This is a genomic window from Nonomuraea coxensis DSM 45129 (assembly GCF_019397265.1).
Taxonomy (GTDB): domain Bacteria; phylum Actinomycetota; class Actinomycetes; order Streptosporangiales; family Streptosporangiaceae; genus Nonomuraea; species Nonomuraea coxensis.
Window position 1 is genome coordinate 1704801 of the sequence record NZ_CP068985.1, and the last position, 22068, is coordinate 1726868.

A 22068-nucleotide genomic window follows, 5' to 3' on the forward strand; every position below is an offset into this window, starting at 1 on the left:
CCCTGCGGCGAACAGGCGGACCTCTGCGGGCAGGACACCCTCTCGGCCATGTCTGCCGACCCCACTCCATCAGACTCTACGCATATGGATACAGAGCAGTGACCTTCCGTTAGAGACCCGGTAGAAGCGGCAACAAACTCTCTTGGCTCGCGTTGATGCGCAGAAGGACTCCGCCCCATGTCACATGAGGTCAACCGACATTCGACGCTCAACGTCACTTCCGGCCTCTCCCGCAACGCCGTGATCCTTCGGCTCGAAGGCGAGCTCGACGTCAACGCGGTGCCCCTGCTGCGGGAGCACCTGGAGCTCGTCTGGGGGCTGCCGCCGCCGCCGTTTCTCATCCTCGATCTCGGTGAGGTGCAGTTCTGCGACTCGATGGGCATGAACGAGCTCGTCGGCGTCATGCAGCGCTGCGAGGCCCGTGGCACCCGGCTGCTGCTCGGCGGGGTGCAGGGCGTGATGGCGCGGGTGCTGTCGATCACGGGGCTGCGGCACGCGTTCGAGGTGTTCGCGCGGTTCGATGACGCGCTCAGGCTCGCGGTCGCGGCCCCCTGACTCCGCTCAGCCGCGCGGCGGCGGGATGCGCCGGCCGCTGCGGCCGTCGACCGGGACGCGGGCGGCGTTCTTCGGCAGCGGCACCGTCACCGCGGCGGTGTGGCCCTTGACCTGCACCGGCAAGGTGTAGGCGAGCCGCTGCGGGCCGGAGCGGGCGCCGCCCGCCGGGGCCGGGCGCCCGGTCTGCAGCCAGACCAGCAGCCGCCGGCCCTGCGAGCGCATCGCGACCTCCGCCGTGCGGCACTCGTGGTGGCCGGCCACCCAGGTCAGCACCAGGCTCGTGCCCAGCCGGGCCGAGCGCGGGGTGGGGGCGCGCTGCGCGCAGGACGCCACCGGCGGCGCGGCGTCGTGGGCCACGACCGCGTGGTCGGGCGCCGGATGCGGTGTGGTGAGCCGGCCCATGACGATCGTGCTGGCCTCCAGCAGCAGCAGGGTCACGATCGCGCCCGTTCGCTCCAGTGGACGGCCCCTGAACAGGAGCCAGAGGCTGAGCGGAGCGAGGAGCAGCCAGGCCACCCCGAGTGAGAGGGCCAGCATGGGAAACCTTCGAGATAGAGGATCATGTGTCACTCTCCGTACTACTACGGCTCCGGAGAGGGTTCGTCCTCTTGATTATCACATGACCGCAGCGTTGTGCAGCGTGTACGCACCGTGAACGGCCGTTGTGGTCAGCCCGTAACCGGGGTCCCGGTGAGCGTGGCGCCCGCCCGCTCCAGCTCCGCCAGCGCGGCCTCGGTCGTCGCTGGCGACACCCCGGCCGTGAGGTCGAGCAGCACCCGCGTCGAGAGGCCGTGCTTCAGGGCGTCGAGGGCGGTGGCGCGCACGCAGTGGTCGGTGGCGATGCCGACGACGTCCACCTCGTCCACGCCGTGCTCGCGCAGCCAGTCGACCAGCGTCGCGCCGTCGCCGCTCGCGCCCTCGAAGCCGCTGTACGCCGCCGCGTACGCGCCCTTGCTGAAGACCTCCTCCACCGCCGACACGTCGAACGACGGATGGAAGTCGGCGCCGGGCGTGCCCGCCACGCAGTGGGCGGGCCAGGTGGAGACGTAGTCGGGGGAGTCGGCGAAGTGCTCGCCGGGGGAGACGTGGTAGTCGCGGGTGGCCACCACGTGGTCGTAGCCGTGCTCGTTCACGTGGCGGGTGATCGCCGCGGCCACGGCCGAGCCGCCGGCCACGGGGAGACTGCCACCCTCGCAGAAGTCGTTCTGCACATCGACGATGATCAGCGCGGTGCCCATAGGAGCACGATACGTCACGCGAACTCGGTGGGGATCGCCGCGTACCCCCTGCCCAGGTGCAGGGCCTCCAGGGGGAGGGTGGCGACCGCGCGCCGGTGACGCTCGCGGGCCTCGTCCAGGGACTCCCTGCCGACCACCTTGCCGTCGCGCACCAGGTCGTGCAGCAGCGGCACGCCGCCCGCCGGGGCCGGGCCTCCGGTGGTGATCAGCTCGGTCTCGGCGTGGCCGGAGTCGTCGAGCAGCCGGTACGCGTCCTTGCGCCCGCCCCGCGACGGCTTGCCCACGGACCGTTTGGCCACGGGCTCCAGCTCGCCGCTCGCCGTCTCGCGCGCCACCAGCTTGTACACCAGCGCCGCCGTCGGCACCCCGGAGCCGGTCACCAGGGAGGTGCCGACGCCGTAGCCGTCCACGGGGGCGGCGGCGAGGGCGGCGATGGCGTACTCGTCCAGGTCGGAGGTGACGAGGATGCGGGTGTCGAAGGCGCCGAGCGCGTCGAGCTGCTCGCGTACCTCCTGGGCCGCGGCGGCGAGGTCGCCGGAGTCGATGCGGACCGCGCCCAGCGTGGGCCCGGCCAGCTCGACCGCCGTGCGCACCGCCTCGGCCACGTCGTAGGTGTCCACCAGCAGGGTGGTGCCGGGGCCGAGTGAGGCGATCTGGGCCTCGAACGCGGCCCGCTCGCTGTCGTGCAGCAGGGTGAAGGCGTGGGCGGCGGTGCCTGCGGTGGGGATGCCGTACCGGTGGCCGGCCATGAGGTTGGAGGTCGAGGCGAAGCCGGCGAGGTAGGCCGCGCGGGCCGCCGCCACGGCCGCGTCCTCGTGCGTGCGCCGCGAGCCCATCTCGATGAGGGGCCGCTTGCCGGCCGCGTTCGCCATGCGGGAGGCGGCGGAGGCGATCGCGCAGTCGTGGTTGAGTATCGACAGGATCAGCGTCTCCAGCAGCACGGCCTCGGCGAAGGTCCCCTCGACGACGAGGATGGGGGAGGCGGGGAAGTAGAGCTCGCCCTCGGGGTAGCCGCAGATGGTCCCGGAGAACCTGTAGTCGGCCAGGAACGCCAGGGTGGCCTCGTCGACGACCCGGTGCTCGCGCAGGAAGGTGAGTTCCTCGTCACCGAAACGGAAGCGTTCGAGCTCGTCGAGGACACGCCCGGTGCCCGCGACGACCCCATACCTGCGCCCGCCCGGCAGATGCCTGGCGAACACCTCGAAGACCGCCCGCCGGTGCGCCGCGCCGCTGCGCAGGGCCGCCTGCAGCATCGTCAGCTCATAGTGATCTGTGAGCAACGCAGTGCTCATGGTCATTGTCACGACTCGAAGACTACGACTCAGATAGGGCAGACTTGCGGATGTGGGTACCACCGCTCCAATCGCCGTCGAGCGTCCGTCATCGGACGTCCGGCCCGATCTGCCCTGGGTAACCATCGTGTGGAACGACCCTGTCAACCTGATGTCCTACGTGACCTACGTCTTCCAGACGGTCTTCGGCTACACCCGCGAGAAGGCCGAGAAGCTCATGCTGGACGTGCACCACAAGGGCAAGGCCGTCGTGTCCAGCGGCACGCGCGAAGAGATGGAGCGCGATGTGCAGATTCTCCACTCCTACGGCTTGTGGGCGACGCTCCAGCCGGATTCGGTCAAATAGGGCGTATGACGCTCTCGACGCGCGTGAAGAGGTACGGGTGAGTTCGGAGTTCTCGCCGGGCGAGGGCGGGCGGGTGGTCGCGCGGTTCGACGCCGCGGAGATCTCCCTGCTGCGCTCGCTGGTGTCGATGATGCTCGGCCTCGTCCCGCCGGGCGAGACCAGCGACGACCCGCTGGAGCGGGCGCTCGGCATCGGCGGGGGCGAGGCGCCGTCCGATCCGGTGCTGGCGCGGCTGTTCCCCTCGGCGTACGACGACGAGAAGGACGCCTCCGAGTTCCGCCGCTACACCGAGGCGACCCTGCGCGAGGGCAAGCGGGCCGACGCCCAGACCGTCCACGACACCGCCGCCCCCGGCCGCTTCGAGCTGACCCCGGAGCAGGCACAGGCGTGGCTGCGGGCACTCAACGACGTCCGTCTCACGCTCGGCACCAAGCTGGAGGTGACCGAGGAGGTGCACGACGAGATCGCGATGATGTCCGAGGACGACCCCCGCTACCCGGCGTACGTCACCTACGACTGGCTGACCTACCTCCAGGACAGCCTGGTCCGGGCCCTCTGGTAACTTCCGGGCCATGCTGTCGATCCCGCGTGAACTCGCTGACAAGATCGTCGCCCATGCCCGGGCCGACCATCCCGACGAGGCGTGCGGGGTGATCGCCGGCCGCGACGGCGTGCCCGAGCGGTTCATCCCGATGGAGAACGCCGAGCGTTCGCCGACCTTCTACCGTTTCGACTCCAAGGAGCAGTTCCGCGTCTGGCGCGAGATGGACGACCGCGACGAGACCCCCGTGGTGATCTACCACTCGCACACGGCCACCGAGGCCTACCCGTCGCGCACCGACATCGCCTACGCCTCCGAGCCCGACACCCACTACGTGCTGGTCTCGACGCGCGAGGAGGGCGAGACGGAGTTCCGCTCCTACCGCATCCTCGATGGGGTGGTCACAGAGGAAGAGGTAGAGTTCCTCCCATGATGGTCCGGCCTGTGCAGAGCTTCCTCTTCGCGCACACTCCGGCCGTCGTCGTCTACGACTGTCGCTGAGCGTGGAACACCAGCCACACCCTGGGCGTTGACGCCCGTTGGACGACGACCTGAGCACTCATGAGGAGACTGACCGCGATGGCCATCGAGGTTCGCATTCCGACGATCCTTCGCAACTACACCGACGGCGCGAAGGCAGTGAACGCCGAGGGCGCGACCCTGGACGAGCTGATCACCAACCTGGAGACCAACCACCCGGGCATCAAGAACCGCCTGGTGGACGAGGCCGGCGGCCTGCGCCGCTTCGTCAACGTCTACCTCAACGACGAGGACGTGCGCTTCCTCGGCGGCCTCGGCACCCCGGTGTCCGACGGTGACACGGTGACCGTCCTTCCCGCCGTCGCCGGCGGATGACATGCGTTTCGCATCACTGATCGACTCGGTGGGCCGCACGCCGCTCGTCGGCCTGCCGAGGCTGTCGCCGTCCAGCGACGTACGGATCTGGGCCAAGCTGGAGGACCGCAACCCGACCGGCTCCATCAAGGACCGGCCCGCGCTCTGGATGATCGAGCAGGCCGAGAAGGACGGCCTGCTCACGCCCGGCTGCACGATCCTGGAGCCCACGAGCGGCAACACCGGCATCTCGCTCGCCATGTCGGCCAAGCTCAAGGGCTACAAGCTGATCTGCGTCATGCCGGAGAACACCTCGGAGGAGCGCCGCCAGCTCCTGCGCATGTGGGGCGCGGAGATCATCTCCTCGCCCGCCGCCGGCGGCTCCAACGAGGCGGTCCGCGTCGCCAAGCGGCTCGCCGCCGACAACCCGTCGTGGGTCATGCTCTACCAGTACGGCAACCCGGCCAACTGGCGCTCCCACTACGAGACCACGGGCCCCGAGATCCTCGCCGACCTGCCCACCGTCACGCACTTCGTGGCCGGGCTCGGCACCACGGGCACGCTCATGGGCGTCGGCCGGTTCCTGCGCGAGCGGGTGCCCGAGGTGCGGATCGTGGCCGCCGAGCCGCGGTACGGCGAGCTGGTCTACGGCCTGCGCAACGTGGACGAGGGCTTCATCCCCGAGCTCTACGACGAGTCGGTGCTGACCACGCGCTTCTCGGTCGGCTCGGCCGACGCGCTGCGGCGCACCCGCGAGCTGCTGTCCGCCGAGGGCATCTTCGCCGGCGTCTCGACCGGGGCCGCGCTGCACGCCGCGATCGGCGTCGCCAAGAAGGCGGCCACGGCCGGCGAGCGCGCCGACGTCGTCTTCGTGGTGGCCGACGGCGGCTGGAAATACCTGTCCACGGGCGCCTACGAGGGCACCCTGGACGAGGCCGAAGAGCGCCTCGAAGGCCAGCTCTGGGCCTGAGCGCACGAGAAAGGGCGGCCCGCCGGGCCGCCCTTCGCCGTGTCAGGGTCAGTTGAACAGCACCCGGAGCGAGAACGTCGCGTCCGAGTCGGTCACCTTGCCGCTCAGCCCCACCGCCCGCAGCACCTGGAGGTTGGCCTTGTCGTCGCCCTTCATGGACTCCAGGTAGAGGTTCTCCACCTTGTCGAGGTCCACGAAGAGCGCGAAGTTGGCCTCGTCGCCGTCCGCGACCGCCGTCTTGTACGTCTCCGAGTCGCCCAGCGAGCCCTCCTCCGACAGCGACTTGGCGTAGGCGTCGCTGCTCGCCACGGTGAAGACGCCGTCGCCGGTGACCTTGGCGATCTGCGGGGCGGGCTGGCCGCTCGACGTGATCGCCTGCTGCACCTTGTCGAAGACGGCCTGCGCCTTGGCCGGGTCGGTGGCGATGCGCAGCCCGGCCTTGATCTGGTCGCCGTTCAGGCCCTCGGAGTCGACCGCGAAGGTGACGTTCTTGCCGAGCAGCGTGGCGATGTCGCCGGGCAGGCTGAGGCCGTACTGGGTCTTGGCCTGCTGGAGGAGCTGCGTGATCTCGGCCGACCCGGTCGCCGCGGCCTGCTTCTCGATCTCCGCCCACTGCTTGGTGACCATCTGGTCGAGGCCGGAGACCGACAGGGCGCCCGCGGTGGAGGCGGGCAGCGTGCCGAGGTTCGCCTGCGGCAGGTCGCCCTCCGGCGTCATGCCCTTCGCCCCGCGCACGGTGCCGGCGAGCTCGACGTAGGAGCTGTCGAAGCGGAGCGCGCCGGCGAAGCGGGCGTCCTTGACCTGCTCGACCGCCGCGCGCTGGTCGGCCGGGATCTCCTTGCCCGCCAGCTCCACGAGGCCGCCCATGTCGGTCCAGAACGACAGCACGCCCTGCTCGCCGACGGCGCCCATGTCGTCGCTGAACTCGGCGTTGTCGGCCAGGCTGCCGTCGGCGCCGGCGTACTTGTCGGCCAGCGCCTGCGTGGGGGTGAGCAGGGCGTAGTCGTCGCGGAAGGCGATGCCGTACTTCTCGCCCTCCATCAGCTTGGCGATGCCGGCCTTGGCCTGCTCCTGGTCCTTGACCTGGACGGCCACCGCGAAGTCGGGCTCCTCCTTGCCGGAGGGCACGGCGGCGAAGCCGACCCTGCTGCCCAGCCACGGGTCGACGTCCTTGGCGAAGTCGAGCTTGCCGTCGGAGTCCTTGTTGATGGTGTCGAACAGCGCCTTGCGCGGGTCCTCGCCGGAGAAGGTGTCCTTGGTGACCGTGAACTTCCTGGCGAGCTGGAACAGCGCCAGCTTCTGGTTCGCGGCCGGGTCGAGGTCGAGGCGGGCGTAGGCGATCGCGTTGGCGGGCAGGACCTCGGCCGGCTGCGTGCCGCCGCCGCCGAGCGCGCCGACCGCCCACACCGCGCCGCCGCCGAGCACCACCACGGCGAGCGCCGCGGCGCCCGCGACGAGCCAGCCCTTGCGGCCCTTCTTCGGGGGCTGGGCGGGCGGCTGCTGGTGCTGCTGCCAGCCCTGCTGCTGCCCGTAGGGGTCCTGCTGGGCGTACTGGGGCTGGGTGTACTGGCCGGGCTGGCCGTACTGGGGCTGCTGCCCGTACTGGGGCTGCTGGCCGTACTGCTGGCCGTACTGCTGCTGGCCGGACGGGGCTTGCTGGCCGTACTGGCCCTGCTGGATCTGCTCCTGCTGCCAGCCGCCCTGAGGAAGCTGCTGCTGGTGCGCGGACTGGCCCTGCTGTGGCGGATAGGGCTGTCCCTGGTTCCAGTTGTACGCCTGAGTGCGGTCAGGATCCTGCCCAGCACCGTAAGGGGGGTTATTCGCAGACATCACTTCACTCACAATGTGGACTTCTGGCCACATCGGACCATAGTGCCTGCTGCTTATCAGGCGCTTGCAGAACGCTGGATCCCGCCCTTACGCGCGGTCAAGCTCGCGTTTCAAGGCGCTGATGTGCACCTCGCCCCCGCCGTAGTCGGCCACGCGCGCCCACGGGACGAACGCGCATCCGGCGTACAGCACCCGCGCGAGCGCCTTCGACAGCCAGGGCGACCGCCCCTCGCGCTCGCGGGTGAGCCCGAGCAGCAGCGGGGCGCGGTGCTGGGAGACCACGAGCCCGTAGACGGTGTGGCTCTGCTGGAGCTCCCCCTTGTGCCGGACCACCCGGATGTCGACCACGTGCCCGACCCACACCCCGTTGGCGTCCCACACGGACTGGCCGATGAGTTCGGTAACAGTTGCCATGATCAAACTGTCTCAGTCCGGTCACGTTTCCCCAGGTAGGCGCGCTGATGAGGGGATGCCGTAGAGTATGTGGCGACTAGAACATAGTTCCAGACTTCACGGGTGAGGCGGATGACGAAGTTCGACGAGGCCACGCAGGCGATCAAGATCGACGACACCACGTACGACGTGTGCCTCGACCCCGGCTACGCGATCGGCGGCCCGCTCAACGGCGGCTACCTCATGGCCGTGATCCTGCGCGCGGTGGTCGACGCCTCGCCGTTCGAGCACCCCGTGAGCACCACCGCGCAGTTCCTCAAGCCGCCGGTCCCGGGGCCCGCGCAGGTGCGGGTGGAGCCGCTGAAGGCGGGCCGCACGGCCGCGTTCGCCCGCGCCACGCTCGTGCAGGACGGCACCGCCAAGATCGAGGGGCTGATCACCACCGCGACGCTCGGCGAGGTGACCCCCGACTACCACGACGACGACGTCCACCCCATGCCGCCCCTCGACGACTGCCTCAGGCTCCCCGACCCCAAGCCCGAGTCCGGCATGACGCTGAACGCCCAGATGGAGCTGCGCTTCGACCCGCCCACGATCGGCTGGCTCAAGGGCGAGCCCACCGGCCGCCCCGAGTCGCGCGCCTACTTCCGGATGGCCGAGCCGCAGGACCCGGACCCGTACGTGCTGGCGCTGGCCGTGGACGTCCTGCCCCCCGTGGTCTTCTCGGCCGGGGCGCGCGGCTGGGCGCCGACCGTGGACCTCACCTGGCACCTGCGCGCCCTGCCCGCCCCCGGCTGGCTCACGCTCATCGGCGGCGGCCGGATGATCTCCGACGGCTGGTTCGACGAGGAGGTCGAGGTGCGCGACTCCACCGGCCGCCTGGTCGCCCAGTCCCGCCAGCTCGCCCGGGTGGGGAGGGGCTGACCGGCGCGGGAGAGTACGGATGTGACCAAGGCGACATCGCATCATGCTCACGAGTCGCACATGTGAGCATTCTTACGCAGTGTTGATCGGCCAGGTCGCCTACGCTCTGAGACGTGCCGGACACGAGCATCGGGATATTCGACAGCGGGGTCGGCGGCCTGACGGTCGCCCGCGCGATCATCGACCAGCTTCCCCACGAGTCGATCACCTACGTGGCCGACACGGCCCGGCAGCCGTACGGGCCGAAGAGCATCCCCGAGGTCCGCGCCTGCGCCCTGGAGGTGATGGACCACCTCGTCGAGCTCGACGTCAAGCTGCTCGTGATCGCGTGCAACAGCGCCAGCGCCGCCGTGCTGCGCGACGCCCGCGAGCGCTATGACGTGCCCGTCGTCGAGGTGATCCACCCCGCCACCAGGCGCGCCGTGCGCGCGACCCGCAACGGCAGGGTCGGCGTGATCGCCACCAGGGCCACCATCGAGTCCATGGCCTATCACGACGCCTTCACCGCGGCTCCCGACGTGCAGCTCACCGGCGTGGCCGCCCCACGCCTGGTGGAGTACGTCGAACGAGGCGAGACGATGAGCGGCGAGCTCATCGAGGTCGTACGCGACTACCTGGAGCCCGTCAGGGCCGCCGGGTGCGACACTCTCATCCTCGGCTGCACCCACTATCCGCTGCTCGCCGGCGCGATCTCGTACGTCGCCGGCGAGGAGGTCACGCTGGTCTCCAGCGCCGACGAGACGGCCAAGGACGTCTACCGGATCCTGCACGACCGCGGCCTGGCGTCAGGAGGCGGGGCCACCCCCCGGCACCGCTTCCTCGCCACCGGCGACCCCCGGCCCTTCGCCCGCCTCGGGCGCCGGTTCCTGGGCCCGGAGATCGACGCGGTCGAAGTCGCACCCGTGGGGGGTACCACCGTGAACGGCCGCCCGGCCCGTCCGGCGCCCGCGCCGCTCGCCGCTCTCGACGGCGGCTGGGGGGCGCTGGACGGCGGGGCCGCGCGGCCGAGCCGCGACGCCGAGCGTCGCAACGAGAAGGAGCCCACATGAAGGTGACCGTCGTCGGCTGCTCAGGAAGCTACCCGGGCCCCGACAGCCCCGCGTCCTGCTACCTCCTCGAAGCCGACGGCTTCCGGCTGCTGCTCGACCTCGGCAGCGGGGCGCTCGGCGCGCTCCAGCGCCACATCGGGCTGTACGACGTGGACGCCATCTGCCTCTCCCACCTGCACGCCGACCACTGCCTGGACCTCTGCGGCTACCACGTCGCCCGCACCTACGGGCCGCGGGCCCCGTACCCGGTGCTGCCGGTCCACGCGCCCGCGGGCGCCCCCGCCCGGCTGGCGGCAGCGTACGGCATGCCGGACGAGCCCGGCCTGGAGACCGCGTTCGACTTCGTGCCGCTGGAGCCCCGCAGCTTCGAGGTCGGCCCGTTCACGGTCACCGCGGGGCTGGTCAACCATCCGGTCGAGGCGTACGGCTTCCGCGTGGCCGCGGGCGGGCGCGTCGTCGCGTACTCGGGCGACACCGGCGAGTGCGAGGAGCTGGTCACGCTGGCCGGGGACGCCGACCTGCTGCTGTGCGAGGCGTCGTTCGTCGAGCGGCCCGACCTGCCGGCCAACCTGCACATGACCGGCCGCCAGGCCGCCGAGCACGCCGCCAAGGCGGGCGTCGGACGGCTCGTCCTCACCCACCTGGTGCCGTGGAACGACCAGTCCGAGGTGCTCGCCGAGGCGGCCCGCGGCGGCTACGGGGGCCCGATCGAGCTGGCCCGCAGCGGCGCGGTCTACGACCTGGCCTGAACCTCGCCGGCCTCGTCGAACTCCCGCATCCGCGGCAGCGGCGAGAACAGCAGCGGCACGAACGCGAGCGCCCGGCCCGTCAGCAGGATCCAGAGCGCCTGGCGGACCCCGACCTCCGCGGCGATGAGCCCGCCGAGCAACGCGCCCACCGGCATCGTGCCCCACACGAGGAAGCGCACCGAGCCGTTGACCCGGCCGAGCATGTGCTCAGGGGTCACGGTCTGCCGGTAGGTGAGCTGGCCGATGTTGCTCATCGCCGCTGCCCAGGAGATCGCGAACGAGGTGACCGCGAAGAACCCCGCCCGCCAGTCCGCCTGCGTCATCGGGAGCAGCAGGCAGAACGGCGGGACGATCACGGCGGCCAGCCACGTCATCCGCGCCGACCCGGCCCGCCGCGACAGCCACCCCGCGCTCAGCCCGCCCACCATGCCGCCGACGCCGCCGAAGACGAGCAGCGCGCCGAGCACGCCCGGCTCCAGCCTGACCACGTCGGCCAGGAACAGCACCGACAGGCCGAGCACGCCGCTCACCGACAGGTTGGAGATGGCCGACGACGCCACGAACATCCGCATCAGCCGGTCGTGCCACAGATAGGCCAGCCCCTCGCGGATGCCCTGCAGCAGCGGCTCGTGCCCGCCGGTCCTGCGGGGCTCGTCCGGCGTCCTGATGGTGGTCAGGAAGAGCATCGAGGCGAGCGAGCCGAGGGCGGTGGCCGCGATCGTGCGCGACGCCCCGACCAGCTCCACCAGCGCGCCCCCGATCGCGGGCCCGGACAGGAACGACGCCGAGCGCACGGTCTCCAGCTTCGCGTTGCCGTCGGCGAGCTGCGGTCCCCGTACGAGTCTCGGCAGGTAGGTCTGGTCGGCCACGTCGTTGAACACCTGAGCGGTGCCCGCGAGCAGCGCGACCACGCATAACATCGGCATCGTCAGCACACCCAGCTCCGCCGCCACCGGAACGCTCCCGATCAGCACGAACCTCGCCAGGTCGGACGCCATCATCACGCGCCGCCTGCGCATCCGGTCGACCCACACCCCCGCGGGCAGGCCGATCACCAGGTAAGCGGTGGTCTGCAACGACGCGAGCAGGCCGACCTCGGCCGGCCCGGCGTGCAACACGAGGACGGCCACCAGCGGAAGCGCGACCCGGGAGATGTTCGCCCCGAGTTCGCTGGCCAGATGTGAGCTGAGGAACCGGAGGAAGTCAGGGTTGCGCAACACCCCCGTTGTCATTGCGTAAGGATCCATGTGGCCGACACATTTGGTCAAGAGCGTCGTGGGGCGGAGATAGGGTGATCTGCATGTCCCGACAGGATGGCCGCAACCCTGACCAGCTCCGTCCCATCACGATCACCCGCAACTGGCTGGCGCACGCCGAAGGTTCGGTGCTGGTCGAGTTCGGCGGCACCCGGGTGCTCTGCGCGGCCTCGGTCCAGGACAGCGTGCCGCGCTGGCGGCGGGGCAGCGGCCAGGGCTGGGTCACGGCCGAGTACGCCATGCTGCCGCGGGCGACCAACACCCGCAACGATCGCGAGTCGGTCCGCGGCAAGATCGGCGGGCGCACCCACGAGATCTCCCGCCTCATCGGCCGTTCGCTGCGCGCCTGCGTCGACTACAAGGCGCTGGGGGAGAACTCCGTGCTGCTCGACTGCGACGTGCTGCAGGCCGACGGCGGCACCCGCACGGCCGCCATCACCGGCGCCTACGTCGCGCTGGCCGACGCCGTCGCCTGGATGCGCGAGCGCCGCATGTGCCCCGGCGACCCGCTGATCGGCTCGGTCTCGGCCGTCTCCGTCGGGGTCGTCGGCTCGGTGCCGATGCTCGACCTCTGCTACACCGAGGACGTCGCCGCCGAGACCGACATGAACGTCGTCATGACCGGCGAGGGCAGCTTCGTCGAGGTGCAGGGCACCGCCGAGGGCGCGCCGTTCGACCGCGCGCTGCTCGACCGGCTGCTCGACCTCGCCGTGGCCGGGTGCGAGGAGCTGACGCTCATCCAGCAGGAGGCCCTGGGGTCATGAGGATCGTCCTCGCCACCCGCAACCCCGGCAAGATCGCCGAGCTGCGCCGCATCCTGTCCGGGTTCGACATCGTCGGCCTGGAGGAGTTCCCCGAGATCGGCGACGTCGCCGAGACCGGCGTCACCTTCGAGGACAACGCCCTGCTCAAGGCGCACGCCGTCGCCCAGGGCTCGGGCCTGCCCGCCGTCGCCGACGACTCCGGCCTCTGCGTCGACGTGCTCAACGGCATGCCGGGCGTCTTCTCGGCCCGCTGGTCGGGCCGGCACGGCGACGACCGCGCCAACCTCGACCTGCTGCTCGCCCAGGTCTCCGACGTGCCCGCCGGCAAGCTGACCGCCCACTTCGCCTGCGTCGCCGCCCTGGCCCTGCCCGGCGGCGAGCAGCGCGTGGCCGAGGGCACGCTGCCGGGCCACCTGGTCAGGGCGCCGCGCGGCGAGCACGGCTTCGGCTACGACCCCATCTTCGTGCCCGAGGGCGAGCGGCGCACCACCGCCGAAATGACCCCCGAGGAGAAGGACACCATCAGCCACCGGGGGCGTGCCTTCCGCTCCCTGGCGCCGCTGGTGCGCGAACTGCTCGCCCCCTGACCGCCTCTCGTCACTGTCAGAGGCGGATGCGGGCCGCGATCGGCAGGTGGTCGCTGCCCGTTGCCGGCAGCGAGTGGACTCCGGTCACCGTCATCGCGCGGGTCAGGATCTGGTCGATGCGCGCCAACGGGACGCGGGCCGGCCAGCTGAAGGCGAAATCGCGGGGTGGGGCCGTCATCAGCGAGAGGACCGGGCGCAGCCCGCGGTCCTCGACGGTGCTGTTGAGGTCGCCGAGCAGGAGGATGCGGTCGCGTGGTTCGGCGGCCAGCACCGCGCCGAGCCGGCGGACGCTCTCGTCCCGGCGTACGGCGTCGAATCCTCCTGGGCCGATGCGTACGGAGGGCAGGTGGGCGACGTAGACGGCGATGTCTCCGTACGGGGTGCGGGCGACGGCGCGCAGCCCGCGGTTCCAGTCCGGGCCGACGTCGTGCGGGCGGATGTCCACCGGCGCGGTCTCGGTGAGGGGGTGGCGGGACCAGAGGCCGACGGTGCCGTGCACCGTCCGATACGGGTAGTCGGCGCGCAGCGCGGCCTCCCAGACCGGCAGGGCTGCCGGGAGGAGTTCCTCCAGGCCGATCACATCCGGCCGGGCCGCGATCAGCGTGCGCGCGGTGCCGGCCGGGTCGGTGTTCTCGTCACTGACGTTGTGCTGCACGGCGACGAGATGGTGTGGCTGCTCCTCCCGGGGCAGCAGGTGCCCGCCGAACTGGGCGAGCCAGGCGGCGACCGGCAGCAGTACAGCCAGCGCGCCCGCCGTGAAGCGCCGCCACCAGGCCAGTCCGAGCAGCACGGGAACGGCCAGGGCGAGCCACGGCAGGAACGTGTCGACGAGGCTGCCCAGGCGCCCGGCCCCGTTCGGCACCGACTGGGGGAAGGCCAGGACGGCGGCGGTCAGCACCGCGACAGCGACCAGGAAGAGACGGAAGATCGGCACGCTGCGATCCTCGCAGGCTCCCGCCTCGACGGGGAGCGCGTACGGCTGGAGCGGGCTGGGGATCTCGTAACCATCGCGTAAGAACCGGGTGGTGGCGCGGGGCGTAGCGTCGGCAGTGTGCAGAGGAACTTCTCGGTGCCCGCCTGGGCGGGTGCGCTGGCCGGACTGACGGCCGGCGGCGTGGCCCTCGGGCTGGCCCAGCTCGTGGCGGGCTTCTTCGGGCCGCAGACCTCACCCGTGGTCGCGGTGGGCGATGGCGTCGTGGACCTGTCGCCCCCGCCGGTCAAGGACTTCGCGATCAGGACCTTCGGCGAGAACGACAAGACGGTGCTCGTCTGGGGCGTGCTGGTGCTGCTCGCCGTCGTGGCGGCGGTCATCGGCGTGCTCGCGCGGCGGCGGCTCGCGTACGGGATCGCGGGGCTGGCGGCGTTCGGGGTGGTCGGGCTGGTCGCCGTCGTCACTCGTCCGACGGCCTCGGTCGTGGACGTGCTGCCGACGCTCGTGGGGGCCGCCGCCGGGATGGGGGCGCTCGCCTGGCTGCTCCGGCGTGCCGCCGTCCCGGCTCCAGCCGTCCCGGAGGCGCCCTCCGGCCAGGATCGCGACGAGGCCGAGCGGCCCGCCGTGATGCGGGCGAGCGGTGAGCCCTCCACCTTCGACCGGCGGCGGTTGCTGACCGGTGTCGCCGGGGGAGTGGTGGTGGCCGGGGTGGGGGCGGTGGCCGGGACCCGGCTGGCCGGGTCCCGGGCGGTGGACCTCGCCCGGGTGAACGTGGCGCTGCCCTCACCGGCCACCCCGGCCCGGCCGATCCCCGCGGGCGCGGACCTGCGGATCGGCGGGCTGTCGTCCTTCGTCACTCCCAACTCCGGCTTCTACCGGGTGGACACGGCCCTGGTCGTCCCTCAGGTCGATCCCGGCACCTGGAAGCTGCGGATCCATGGCATGGTCGGGCGGCCCGTCGAGATCACCTATGACGACCTGCTCAGGATGCCGCTCACCGAGGCCGACGTCACGCTCACCTGCGTCTCCAACGAGGTGGGCGGGCGGCTCGCCGGCAACGCCCGCTGGCTCGGGGTCCGCATGTCGGAGGTCCTGCGCCGTGCGGGGCTGGGGGCCGACGCCGACATGCTGCTGTCCACCTCCGCCGACGGCTTCACCTGCGGCACCCCGGTGGATGTCGTCATGGACGGGCGCGAGGCGCTCTTCGCGATCGCGATGAACGGTGAACCGCTGCCGGTGGAGCACGGGTTCCCGGTGCGCCAGGTGGTGCCCGGCCTGTACGGGTACGTGTCGGCCACGAAGTGGGTGGTGGACGTCAAGGTGACCAGGTTCGACCGGGACGAGGCGTACTGGACGCCGCGCGGCTGGTCGGCCAAGGCCCCGATCAAGACGCAGTCCCGCATCGACGTGCCGGGCTCGGGCGCCTCGCTCAAGCCGGGCCGTACGGCGATCGCCGGCGTGGCGTGGGCCCAGCACAAGGGCGTGGCGGCCGTCGAGGTGCGGGTGGACGGCGGCGCGTGGCAGGAGGCGAGACTGGCCGAGGTGCCGGGGCCGGACACCTGGCGGCAGTGGTCGCTGGACTGGGACGCCACGCCCGGCTCCCACACCCTCCAGGTACGCGCCACCGACGCCACCGGCTACACCCAGACCGAGCAGGAGGCCCCGCCGGCCCCGGACGGCGCGACGGGCTGGCACACGATCACGGTCCGCGTGGCCTGATCCCCCCCGCTACCGGCGGACGTGCAGGCGGGCCATCGCCGGGGTCTCGTCGTCGCGGAGCTCGCGGCGGATCCGGCCGATGACGTCCTGGTCGAGCTTGCCCGCGACGGCGCCGACGTCGGCGTCCGACGGGCAGGTGAGCGTGAGGCGCAGGCCGTCGGGGCCCAGCCGCACCCTGGCCTTGCTCAGCCCGTCCACGTTCTTGAGCCCGACGTACAGCATGGCGGTGCCGGTGCCGTTGCGGGCGCCGCGGCGGCCCCAGCCGAGGCAGAGCAGCAGCCAGCGCAGCGCGGCGAGCGCCAGCAGGAGCAGGACGAGGGCGAGCGCCCACAGGGGCCAGGCGGTGTCGGTCAGGGCGCGCACGGTGTGCGCGGGCAGCACCTTGGCGTTCGTCGGCAGGTCGAGGAAGCGGCCGTGGCCGCGGAGCCAGGCGTAGCCGCCGGCCCCGGCGAGCGTGGCGCCCACGACGGCGAGGCCGATGCGGTTGCCGGTGTACGGGCGCATGTCACGGCCTCCTCAGGGGGAGCGGCGGCGCTGCCATCAGCCGGCTTTCCCGCGCAGCCGGACGACGACCTCGCCCGCGCCGAACGTGCCGACCCCGGCGAGGCGGTCGCCGACGGCGGTGCCGACCTGGCGGAGCATCGAGCCGGAGCTCTCGGCCTCCGTCACGACGGTGACCTCGATGGTGCGGTGGCGCAGCCGTACGTGGGCCCGATGCACGCCGGGCACCTGCTGGGCGGCGGCCCGCAGGGTACGGCGCAGGCCCGTACGGGTGATGCCGATGACGATGAGCGGGTCGGTGGTCTCGACCGGCACGAGCCGGGAGCGGCCGGGCACGACGGCGAGCAGCAGCATGGCCGCGCCCGCGCCGGTGAGGGCCAGGGCCACCGTGGACGCCTCCGGCCACGAGGTACGGCCCGCCAGCTCGGCCAGCTCGTTCAGCGGCACCCAGCCGAGCGGATGCCCGAGCAGCGCCGAGACCACTTCGGCGGCGCTCGCCCCGAGAGCGCCGGTGAGCGTGAGCGACACGACGGCGCCGGGCAGGGCGCGCGCCGGCCTGAGCGCCCGCCGCGCCCGGCGCAGCGGGCTCTGCCCCTGACCGGCGGGCGCGCCCGTGCGTTGCCGCTGGAGCGTGGTCATCACAGCATCAGAGGTACACGGGGGCAGGGCGGGCGCTGTCCTGTCCTCGCCGCCGGTTTGCCCGATCCTTACGGAAGCCGGGCGAACGCGAACAGCGCTCATATTCTTTTGTCTCGTATGTCGTTACGCTGCTCATATGGACGACCGCCAGCGCTACGACCGTGCCACCGCTGAGCTGGAGCCCCCCTTCGCCATCCTCGACCTGGAGGCCATGCGCGCCAACGCGGCCGACCTCGTCCGGAGGGCGGGAGGCAAGCCGATCCGGGTGGCCAGCAAGTCGATCCGCAGCCGCCCCGTGCTCGAACGGATCCTCGCCATGGACGGCTTCCGCGGCGTCATGGCCTTCACGCTCCCCGAGGCGCTGTGGCTGGCCGGGCACGGCTTCACCGACATCCTGGTCGCCTATCCGACGGCCGACCGGCACGCGCTCGCCGCCCTCGCGGCCGACGCCGAGGCCGCCCGGCGGATCACGGTGACCGTCGACTCCGCCGCCCACCTGGACTTCATCGAGCACGCCGTGGAGCAGGCCACGCCGAGGGCCGAGCTCCGGCTCTGCCTCGACGTGGACGCCGGATATGTCGCCCTCGGCGGCAGGTTCCGGGCGGGGGCGCTGCGCTCGCCGGTCCGCGAGCCGGAGGACGCCGCCGACCTGGCCGCCGAGATCGCCAAGCGGCCGGGGCTGCGGCTGGTGGGGCTGCTGGCGTACGAGGCCCAGATCGCCGGCGTCGGCGACGCGCCGCAGGGGAAGGCCGCCTACGCGCGCGCCGTCCGCCTCATGCAGGCGCGCTCGGCCCGCGAGCTGATCGTCCGGCGCGGGCTCGTGGTCAACGCCGTACGGCAGTTCGCCGAGCTGGAGTTCGTCAACGGCGGCGGCACCGGGAGCATCGAGCTGACGGTGCGGGAGAAGGCGGTCACGGAGGTGGGGGCAGGATCCGGGCTGTTCCACCCCCGGCTGTTCGACTTCTACCGCCGCTTCACCGGCCACCCGGCCGCGCTCTTCGCGCTGCCCGTGGTGCGCCGGCCCCGGCCCGACGTGGTGACGGTGCTCGGCGGCGGCTATCCGGCCTCCGGGTCGGCGGGGCCGAGCCGGCTGCCGCAGCCGTATCTGCCCGCCGGCCTGCGCTACGCGCCCGACGAGGGAGCGGGCGAGGTGCAGACGCCGCTGCTCGGGCAGGCGGCGCAGGACCTGCGGATCGGTGACCGGGTGTGGTTCAGGCACGCGAAGGCGGGGGAGCTGTGCGAGCGGTTCGACGCGCTGCACCTCGTGGAAGGGGACAAGGTCGTGGAGACGGTGCCGACGTACCGGGGCGAGGGCCGCACCTTCCTGTGACCGCGGCGCCCGAACGCCGGGCCCGACCGCGGCGCCTGACCGCAGCGCGCTGACCGCCGGGGCTCGTCAGCGGCGGCGGCGCCTGCGCAGGAGCGCGATCGCCGCGCCCACGACCAGCACGGCGCCCACCCCGATGAGCACCGGCGCCAGGCTGGGCCGCTCGTCCTCCCACACCTGGCCGGGCTCGTCGCCGTACTCGACCGGCCGCGGCGTGACCCCGAGCGCGTCGCCCACGGACGCCACGAAGTGCCCGGCCCGGCTCTTGACGTCGGCCACCGTGCGCTCGGCGACCCGCTTGGGGTTCACCCGGTCGGCGATGGCGTCGACCGTCTGCGCCAGCTCCGCGCGTGCCCGCGCGATCCGCCGCTCCAGCTCGTCGGGATCGGTGTCAGCCATGGCTCTCCTCTCGACCGTGCGCCCGGTCGTGATCAGTCTGTCAGGTCCGCGTACGGTACGGCACGCCGGTCGGGCCGGTAGGTTGGCGAGGAGAACTCGAGGAGGGCCACATGACCGAAACCAAGCTCGCGCCCGGCGACGCCGCGCCCGAGTTCACGCTACCCACCGCCGCCGGCGGCGCCGTCTCGCTGGAGGACTACCGCGGCAAGCGGGTGATCCTCTATTTCTACCCTGCCGCGATGACGCCCGGTTGCACCAAGCAGGCCTGTGATTTCCGTGACAGTCTGGATCAGCTCGCCGCCGAGGGGTTCGTGGTGCTCGGGGTGTCGAAGGACAAGCCGGCGAAGCTGGCCACGTTCGCCGAGCGCGACGGGCTGACCTTCCCGCTGCTGTCGGACCCCGAATTGACCGTTCACAAGGCGTACGCCGCGTACGGGCTCAAGAAGCTCTACGGCAAGGAGGTGGAGGGCGTCATCCGCTCGACGTTCGTCATCGACGGCGACGGCAAGGTCGAGCAGGCCCTCTACAACGTCAAGGCGACCGGGCACGTGGCCTCACTGAAGAAGAAGCTCGGCCTGGCCTGACCCGTGTAGGATTGGCCGCACGTGGCAGGGAAGGTCGTCGATCACTTCCGCCTTCCTGTGCCCCGAGCTGCCGGGCGGGCAGTTCGCAAGGGGTCGTAGCCCAATGGCAGAGGCGCAGTCTTTAGGTGGCTGTCAGTGTGGGTTCGAATCCCACCGGCCCTACGATCGTGGTGTCCGGTTCGCCTACGGTCAGCAGCCCACTCTGCGGCTGCTCAGCGCGATGTCGTCCATCCACACGTCGTAGCCGGCGGGGGTCGGGTTCGCCTGGTAGAGCTGCCAGCCCAGCTTGATCGTGTCGAACCGCGGGAAGATGAAGTCCACCGGGTTGCCGCCGTGCTCCCGGGTGGACACGGTGAGCTCCGGCTTGGCCACCCCGTCGAACCACAACGAGATCCGGTTGTCGGCGGCGTCCATGCGCCACTCCACGCAGGACCACGTCCCGGCGACGGAGGGCGCGGTGGTCCGCCAGTTCGTCCAGTCCCCGGTGGGGCCGCCGTCCGCGCCGACGCCCCAGTACGCGGCTCCCCCGTGGGGCGGCGGCGCGTACTGGCCGCCGAGCGGACGGACGATCTCGGGCCCGTCGCCGGTCGCCTCGACCAGCGTGTAGTGCGCCCAGTCCGGCGCGGTCGGGAACGCGCCCACCCGCAGCCGGACGCGGCCGTAGAAGCTGTTGCCCGGCGCGGCGAAGTCGTCCACCTTCAGGAACGCGCGGCCGTTGCCCTCGGTGTGCACGCGCAGCACCTTCTGCCCCCGCCGCCCGTCGCGCTCGACGGTGAGCGTGCCGTGCTTGGTGTCGACGCCCCAGCGGAGACTGCTCGCGCCGCCGACCGGCATGGCCTGGAAGTCCTCGCAGAACAGCAGGCCCGCCTTCGCGCACGTACGCGGGTCCGTCCGGGCTGAGGCGGCCGGAGCCGCCGTCAGCGGCACCATCAGGACGGACGCGACGACACCGGCCAGCCATGCACGCACGAGGACTCCCTCTTCACCGGGGATGTGGGTGAGCGGGAGTAAGGTACGTCATTCGCCGCCGAGGGAACACGGGCGACGCCGGCCGCCGGTCAACGGCGCTGGTGGAGGAGCCGTGACGGGGGAAACTTTCATCGTTCGCGTCAGGGGCGCGGGGGCCGGGCGGGAGTTCGCCGTACTTGAGGCGGGGCGCTTCGCCGGTGTCCGCGGGAGTGGGGCCGGTGCGGGCGTCCGGCGGCAGTGGGTCGGCGTGGGGGCCGGTGCGGGGGTCAGGGCCGCGCGGCGCTTCCTCATCGCCGCGCGGCCCGGCATCGCGATCATGATCCGTCATCACGATCTCCCTTTACTCGCCCGCTGAACGGGCGCTCCCAGAGATCAGAGTGCACCAAAGGGCGTAAGCCCCGTGTAAGACCTCGTCGATGTGCGACCTGGGTCGTAGGCGGACTTCCACCTCCAGGCGGACCAACCCTGGCCCCTGCCTGCATATCGTGAGGATGTGTTCGGCAGGGTACGGTCGTGGTCCCGTGGCCACGAGAAGCTGGCGAGCGCCCTGCGGGTCGCTCCCCTCGCGGCGTTGTGCGGCCTGTTCGCCGTGCCGTACGCGTCCTACGCCCCGCCGGGCGGCGGCATGGCGCTCGGCGTGGCCGGTTATCTGGCGCTGTCGGCGGCGCTGCTGGCCCCGCTGCTGTGGCTGGCCAGGCCGGTCGAGTCCTTCGCGCTGATCGCGCTGATCAGTTTCGGGCAGTGGCTCGCGGGCGTGGACCCGCTGCCCGCCAACCTCGCCGTGCTGGTCGCGCTCTGGGCGGTCGCCTACCGGTGCTCGTTCCAGTGGGCGCTCGCCGCGATGCTGGTGGCCGAGCTGGGGATTCTCCTGGCGCTGGTCAACTGGGAGTCGCCCTCGTTCGGCACGTTCTTCGGCGGGTCGGTTTTCGTGGTCACGATCTGGCTGTTCGGCCTGTACGCCGGCACCCGCCACCGCTACCTGGAGAGCCTGGAGGAGCGCGCGGAGCGGGCCGAGCGCGAGCGGGACCAGCAGGCGCGGATGGCGGCCTCGGCCGAGCGCGCCCGCATCGCGAGGGAGCTGCACGACGTCGTCGCCCACAATGTCAGCGTCATGGTGGTCCAGGCCGACGGCGCGGGCTACGCGCTCGACAGCGACCCCGAGCAGGCCCGCCAGGCCGTACGGGCCATCTCCAAGACCGGCAGGGCCGCGCTGGCCGAGATGCGCCGGCTGGTCGGCGTGCTGCGCGACGACGGGCACCCCGGCACCGACTACACCCCGCAGCCGGGCCTGGCCCAGCTTGAGGAGCTGGTACGCGGCTCCGGCGTGCCCGCCCGGCTGGTGGTGGCCGGCGCGCCCGGCGAGCTGCCCGAGGGGCAGCAGCTCGCCGTCTACCGCATCGTCCAGGAGGCGCTGACGAACGCGCTCAAGCACGGCGGCCCCGAGGCCCGCGCGCTGGTCGAGATCGACTTCGGCGGCCCCGAGCTGGTCGTGCGCGTCACCGACGACGGCAGGGGCGCGACGGCGCCCCGCGGCGACTCCGGCCACGGCCTCATCGGCATGCGCGAGCGTGTCGGCCTGTACGGCGGCGCGGTGACGGCCGGCCCCCGCCCAGGAGGCGGCTACGAGGTGCTGGCCCGGCTCCCCATGGCGAGGGCGGCGTGAGTGAGGCG

General features: G+C 72.1%; 26 protein-coding genes and 1 tRNA gene. 16 read left to right on the forward strand and 11 right to left on the reverse strand.

The features are described from left to right. Positions 1-177: 177 nt before the first annotated feature. A complete protein-coding gene (locus tag Nocox_RS08295; RefSeq protein WP_020546641.1) occupies positions 178-555 on the forward strand; it encodes an STAS domain-containing protein in 378 nt (125 codons plus the stop codon). Positions 556-561: 6 nt separating this feature from the next. On the opposite strand, the gene Nocox_RS08300 is transcribed toward Nocox_RS08295, so the two are convergent. From Nocox_RS08300 to Nocox_RS08310, 3 genes are all read right to left on the reverse strand, one after another. Further along, positions 562-1092: a hypothetical protein gene (locus Nocox_RS08300; protein WP_020546640.1), complete on the reverse strand. Its 531-nt coding sequence runs from the start codon at positions 1090-1092 to the stop codon at positions 562-564. 131 nt (positions 1093-1223) lie between these two features. Beyond that, a complete protein-coding gene (locus tag Nocox_RS08305) occupies positions 1224-1793 on the reverse strand; it encodes an isochorismatase family protein (RefSeq protein WP_020546639.1) in 570 nt (189 codons plus the stop codon). 14 nt (positions 1794-1807) lie between these two features. Continuing rightward, positions 1808-3091 carry a nicotinate phosphoribosyltransferase gene (locus Nocox_RS08310; protein WP_246649751.1) on the reverse strand — a complete coding sequence of 428 codons (1284 nt, stop codon included), beginning with the start codon at positions 3089-3091 and terminating at the stop codon, positions 1808-1810. A 46-nt stretch (positions 3092-3137) separates the two neighbouring features. On the opposite strand from Nocox_RS08310, the gene clpS reads away from it, so the two are divergent. The 5 genes from clpS (at position 3138) to Nocox_RS08335 (ending at position 5776) form a co-directional block, all read left to right on the forward strand. Continuing rightward, positions 3138-3431, forward strand: coding sequence for an ATP-dependent Clp protease adapter ClpS (clpS, locus tag Nocox_RS08315; protein WP_026215058.1), 294 nt, complete (start codon positions 3138-3140; stop codon positions 3429-3431). A gap of 37 nt (positions 3432-3468) precedes the next feature. Further along, a complete protein-coding gene (locus Nocox_RS08320; protein WP_020546636.1) occupies positions 3469-3993 on the forward strand; it encodes a DUF2017 domain-containing protein in 525 nt (174 codons plus the stop codon). A gap of 10 nt (positions 3994-4003) precedes the next feature. Beyond that, complete coding sequence (locus Nocox_RS08325; RefSeq protein ID WP_020546635.1) at positions 4004-4405, forward strand: M67 family metallopeptidase; 402 nt, start codon at positions 4004-4006, stop codon at positions 4403-4405. A gap of 146 nt (positions 4406-4551) precedes the next feature. Next, on the forward strand, positions 4552-4827 hold the full coding sequence (locus Nocox_RS08330) for a MoaD/ThiS family protein (RefSeq protein WP_020546633.1): 276 nt from the start codon (positions 4552-4554) through the stop codon (positions 4825-4827). A 1-nt stretch (position 4828) separates the two neighbouring features. Further along, positions 4829-5776 carry a PLP-dependent cysteine synthase family protein gene (locus tag Nocox_RS08335; RefSeq protein ID WP_020546632.1) on the forward strand — a complete coding sequence of 316 codons (948 nt, stop codon included), beginning with the start codon at positions 4829-4831 and terminating at the stop codon, positions 5774-5776. Between the two features lie 48 nt (positions 5777-5824). Here Nocox_RS08335 and Nocox_RS08340 read toward each other — a convergent pair whose 3' ends face one another. Beyond that, a complete protein-coding gene (locus Nocox_RS08340; RefSeq protein ID WP_020546631.1) occupies positions 5825-7606 on the reverse strand; it encodes a DUF3352 domain-containing protein in 1782 nt (593 codons plus the stop codon). A gap of 87 nt (positions 7607-7693) precedes the next feature. After that, entirely contained in the window at positions 7694-8020 is a 327-nt protein-coding gene (locus Nocox_RS08345) for a PRC-barrel domain containing protein (RefSeq protein ID WP_157383402.1), read from the reverse strand. Positions 8021-8131: 111 nt separating this feature from the next. Between Nocox_RS08345 and Nocox_RS08350 the strand changes: the two genes are divergently transcribed. The 3 genes from Nocox_RS08350 to Nocox_RS08360 all read left to right on the forward strand — a co-directional run bounded on the left by Nocox_RS08350 (position 8132) and on the right by Nocox_RS08360 (position 10721). Continuing rightward, positions 8132-8923 carry a thioesterase family protein gene (locus Nocox_RS08350; protein ID WP_020546629.1) on the forward strand — a complete coding sequence of 264 codons (792 nt, stop codon included), beginning with the start codon at positions 8132-8134 and terminating at the stop codon, positions 8921-8923. Positions 8924-9036: 113 nt separating this feature from the next. Continuing rightward, entirely contained in the window at positions 9037-9972 is a 936-nt protein-coding gene (gene murI / locus Nocox_RS08355; RefSeq protein WP_020546628.1) for a glutamate racemase, read from the forward strand. Beyond that, the gene (locus Nocox_RS08360) at positions 9969-10721 is read left to right on the forward strand and encodes an MBL fold metallo-hydrolase (protein ID WP_020546627.1); all 753 of its coding nucleotides are present in this window, start codon (positions 9969-9971) and stop codon (positions 10719-10721) included. Before murI ends, Nocox_RS08360 begins: the two co-directional genes overlap by 4 nt. On the opposite strand, the gene Nocox_RS08365 is transcribed toward Nocox_RS08360, so the two are convergent. After that, a complete protein-coding gene (locus Nocox_RS08365; protein ID WP_026215057.1) occupies positions 10706-11953 on the reverse strand; it encodes an MFS transporter in 1248 nt (415 codons plus the stop codon). The genes Nocox_RS08360 and Nocox_RS08365 overlap by 16 nt on opposite strands. Before the next feature lie 68 nt (positions 11954-12021). Here Nocox_RS08365 and rph point away from each other — a divergent pair, with 68 nt between their 5' ends. Further along, positions 12022-12741 (forward strand): ribonuclease PH, encoded by a 720-nt coding sequence (rph, locus tag Nocox_RS08370; RefSeq protein ID WP_020546625.1) that lies wholly within the window; start codon positions 12022-12024, stop codon positions 12739-12741. Then, positions 12738-13328 carry an RdgB/HAM1 family non-canonical purine NTP pyrophosphatase gene (gene rdgB / locus Nocox_RS08375; protein ID WP_020546624.1) on the forward strand — a complete coding sequence of 197 codons (591 nt, stop codon included), beginning with the start codon at positions 12738-12740 and terminating at the stop codon, positions 13326-13328. The genes rph and rdgB overlap by 4 nt, the downstream gene beginning before the upstream one ends. A gap of 16 nt (positions 13329-13344) precedes the next feature. Here the strand turns inward: rdgB and Nocox_RS08380 are convergent, their stop codons facing one another. Continuing rightward, positions 13345-14262 carry an endonuclease/exonuclease/phosphatase family protein gene (locus Nocox_RS08380; RefSeq protein ID WP_020546623.1) on the reverse strand — a complete coding sequence of 306 codons (918 nt, stop codon included), beginning with the start codon at positions 14260-14262 and terminating at the stop codon, positions 13345-13347. A gap of 117 nt (positions 14263-14379) precedes the next feature. Here Nocox_RS08380 and Nocox_RS08385 point away from each other — a divergent pair, with 117 nt between their 5' ends. Beyond that, a complete protein-coding gene (locus Nocox_RS08385; protein WP_246649752.1) occupies positions 14380-15978 on the forward strand; it encodes a molybdopterin-dependent oxidoreductase in 1599 nt (532 codons plus the stop codon). A gap of 9 nt (positions 15979-15987) precedes the next feature. Here the strand turns inward: Nocox_RS08385 and Nocox_RS08390 are convergent, their stop codons facing one another. Both Nocox_RS08390 and Nocox_RS08395 read right to left on the reverse strand, forming a co-directional pair. Beyond that, positions 15988-16482, reverse strand: a complete 495-nt coding sequence (locus tag Nocox_RS08390) for a hypothetical protein (RefSeq protein WP_020546621.1) — start codon at positions 16480-16482, stop codon at positions 15988-15990. Between the two features lie 36 nt (positions 16483-16518). After that, a complete protein-coding gene (locus Nocox_RS08395; protein WP_051112742.1) occupies positions 16519-17118 on the reverse strand; it encodes a DUF6286 domain-containing protein in 600 nt (199 codons plus the stop codon). A 136-nt stretch (positions 17119-17254) separates the two neighbouring features. On the opposite strand from Nocox_RS08395, the gene Nocox_RS08400 reads away from it, so the two are divergent. Beyond that, complete coding sequence (locus Nocox_RS08400) at positions 17255-18448, forward strand: amino acid deaminase/aldolase (RefSeq protein WP_020546619.1); 1194 nt, start codon at positions 17255-17257, stop codon at positions 18446-18448. A gap of 66 nt (positions 18449-18514) precedes the next feature. On the opposite strand, the gene Nocox_RS08405 is transcribed toward Nocox_RS08400, so the two are convergent. Then, positions 18515-18844, reverse strand: coding sequence for a DUF3618 domain-containing protein (locus tag Nocox_RS08405; protein WP_020546618.1), 330 nt, complete (start codon positions 18842-18844; stop codon positions 18515-18517). Positions 18845-18954: 110 nt separating this feature from the next. Here Nocox_RS08405 and bcp point away from each other — a divergent pair, with 110 nt between their 5' ends. Further along, positions 18955-19428 carry a thioredoxin-dependent thiol peroxidase gene (gene bcp, locus Nocox_RS08410; protein WP_020546617.1) on the forward strand — a complete coding sequence of 158 codons (474 nt, stop codon included), beginning with the start codon at positions 18955-18957 and terminating at the stop codon, positions 19426-19428. An 89-nt stretch (positions 19429-19517) separates the two neighbouring features. Beyond that, positions 19518-19590 (forward strand) — tRNA-Leu (locus Nocox_RS08415). Positions 19591-19617: 27 nt separating this feature from the next. On the opposite strand, the gene Nocox_RS08420 is transcribed toward Nocox_RS08415, so the two are convergent. Next, the gene (locus Nocox_RS08420) at positions 19618-20397 is read right to left on the reverse strand and encodes a hypothetical protein (protein WP_020546616.1); all 780 of its coding nucleotides are present in this window, start codon (positions 20395-20397) and stop codon (positions 19618-19620) included. A 493-nt stretch (positions 20398-20890) separates the two neighbouring features. On the opposite strand from Nocox_RS08420, the gene Nocox_RS08425 reads away from it, so the two are divergent. Further along, positions 20891-22060, forward strand: a complete 1170-nt coding sequence (locus Nocox_RS08425; protein ID WP_020546614.1) for a sensor histidine kinase — start codon at positions 20891-20893, stop codon at positions 22058-22060. Positions 22061-22068 lie beyond the last annotated feature (8 nt).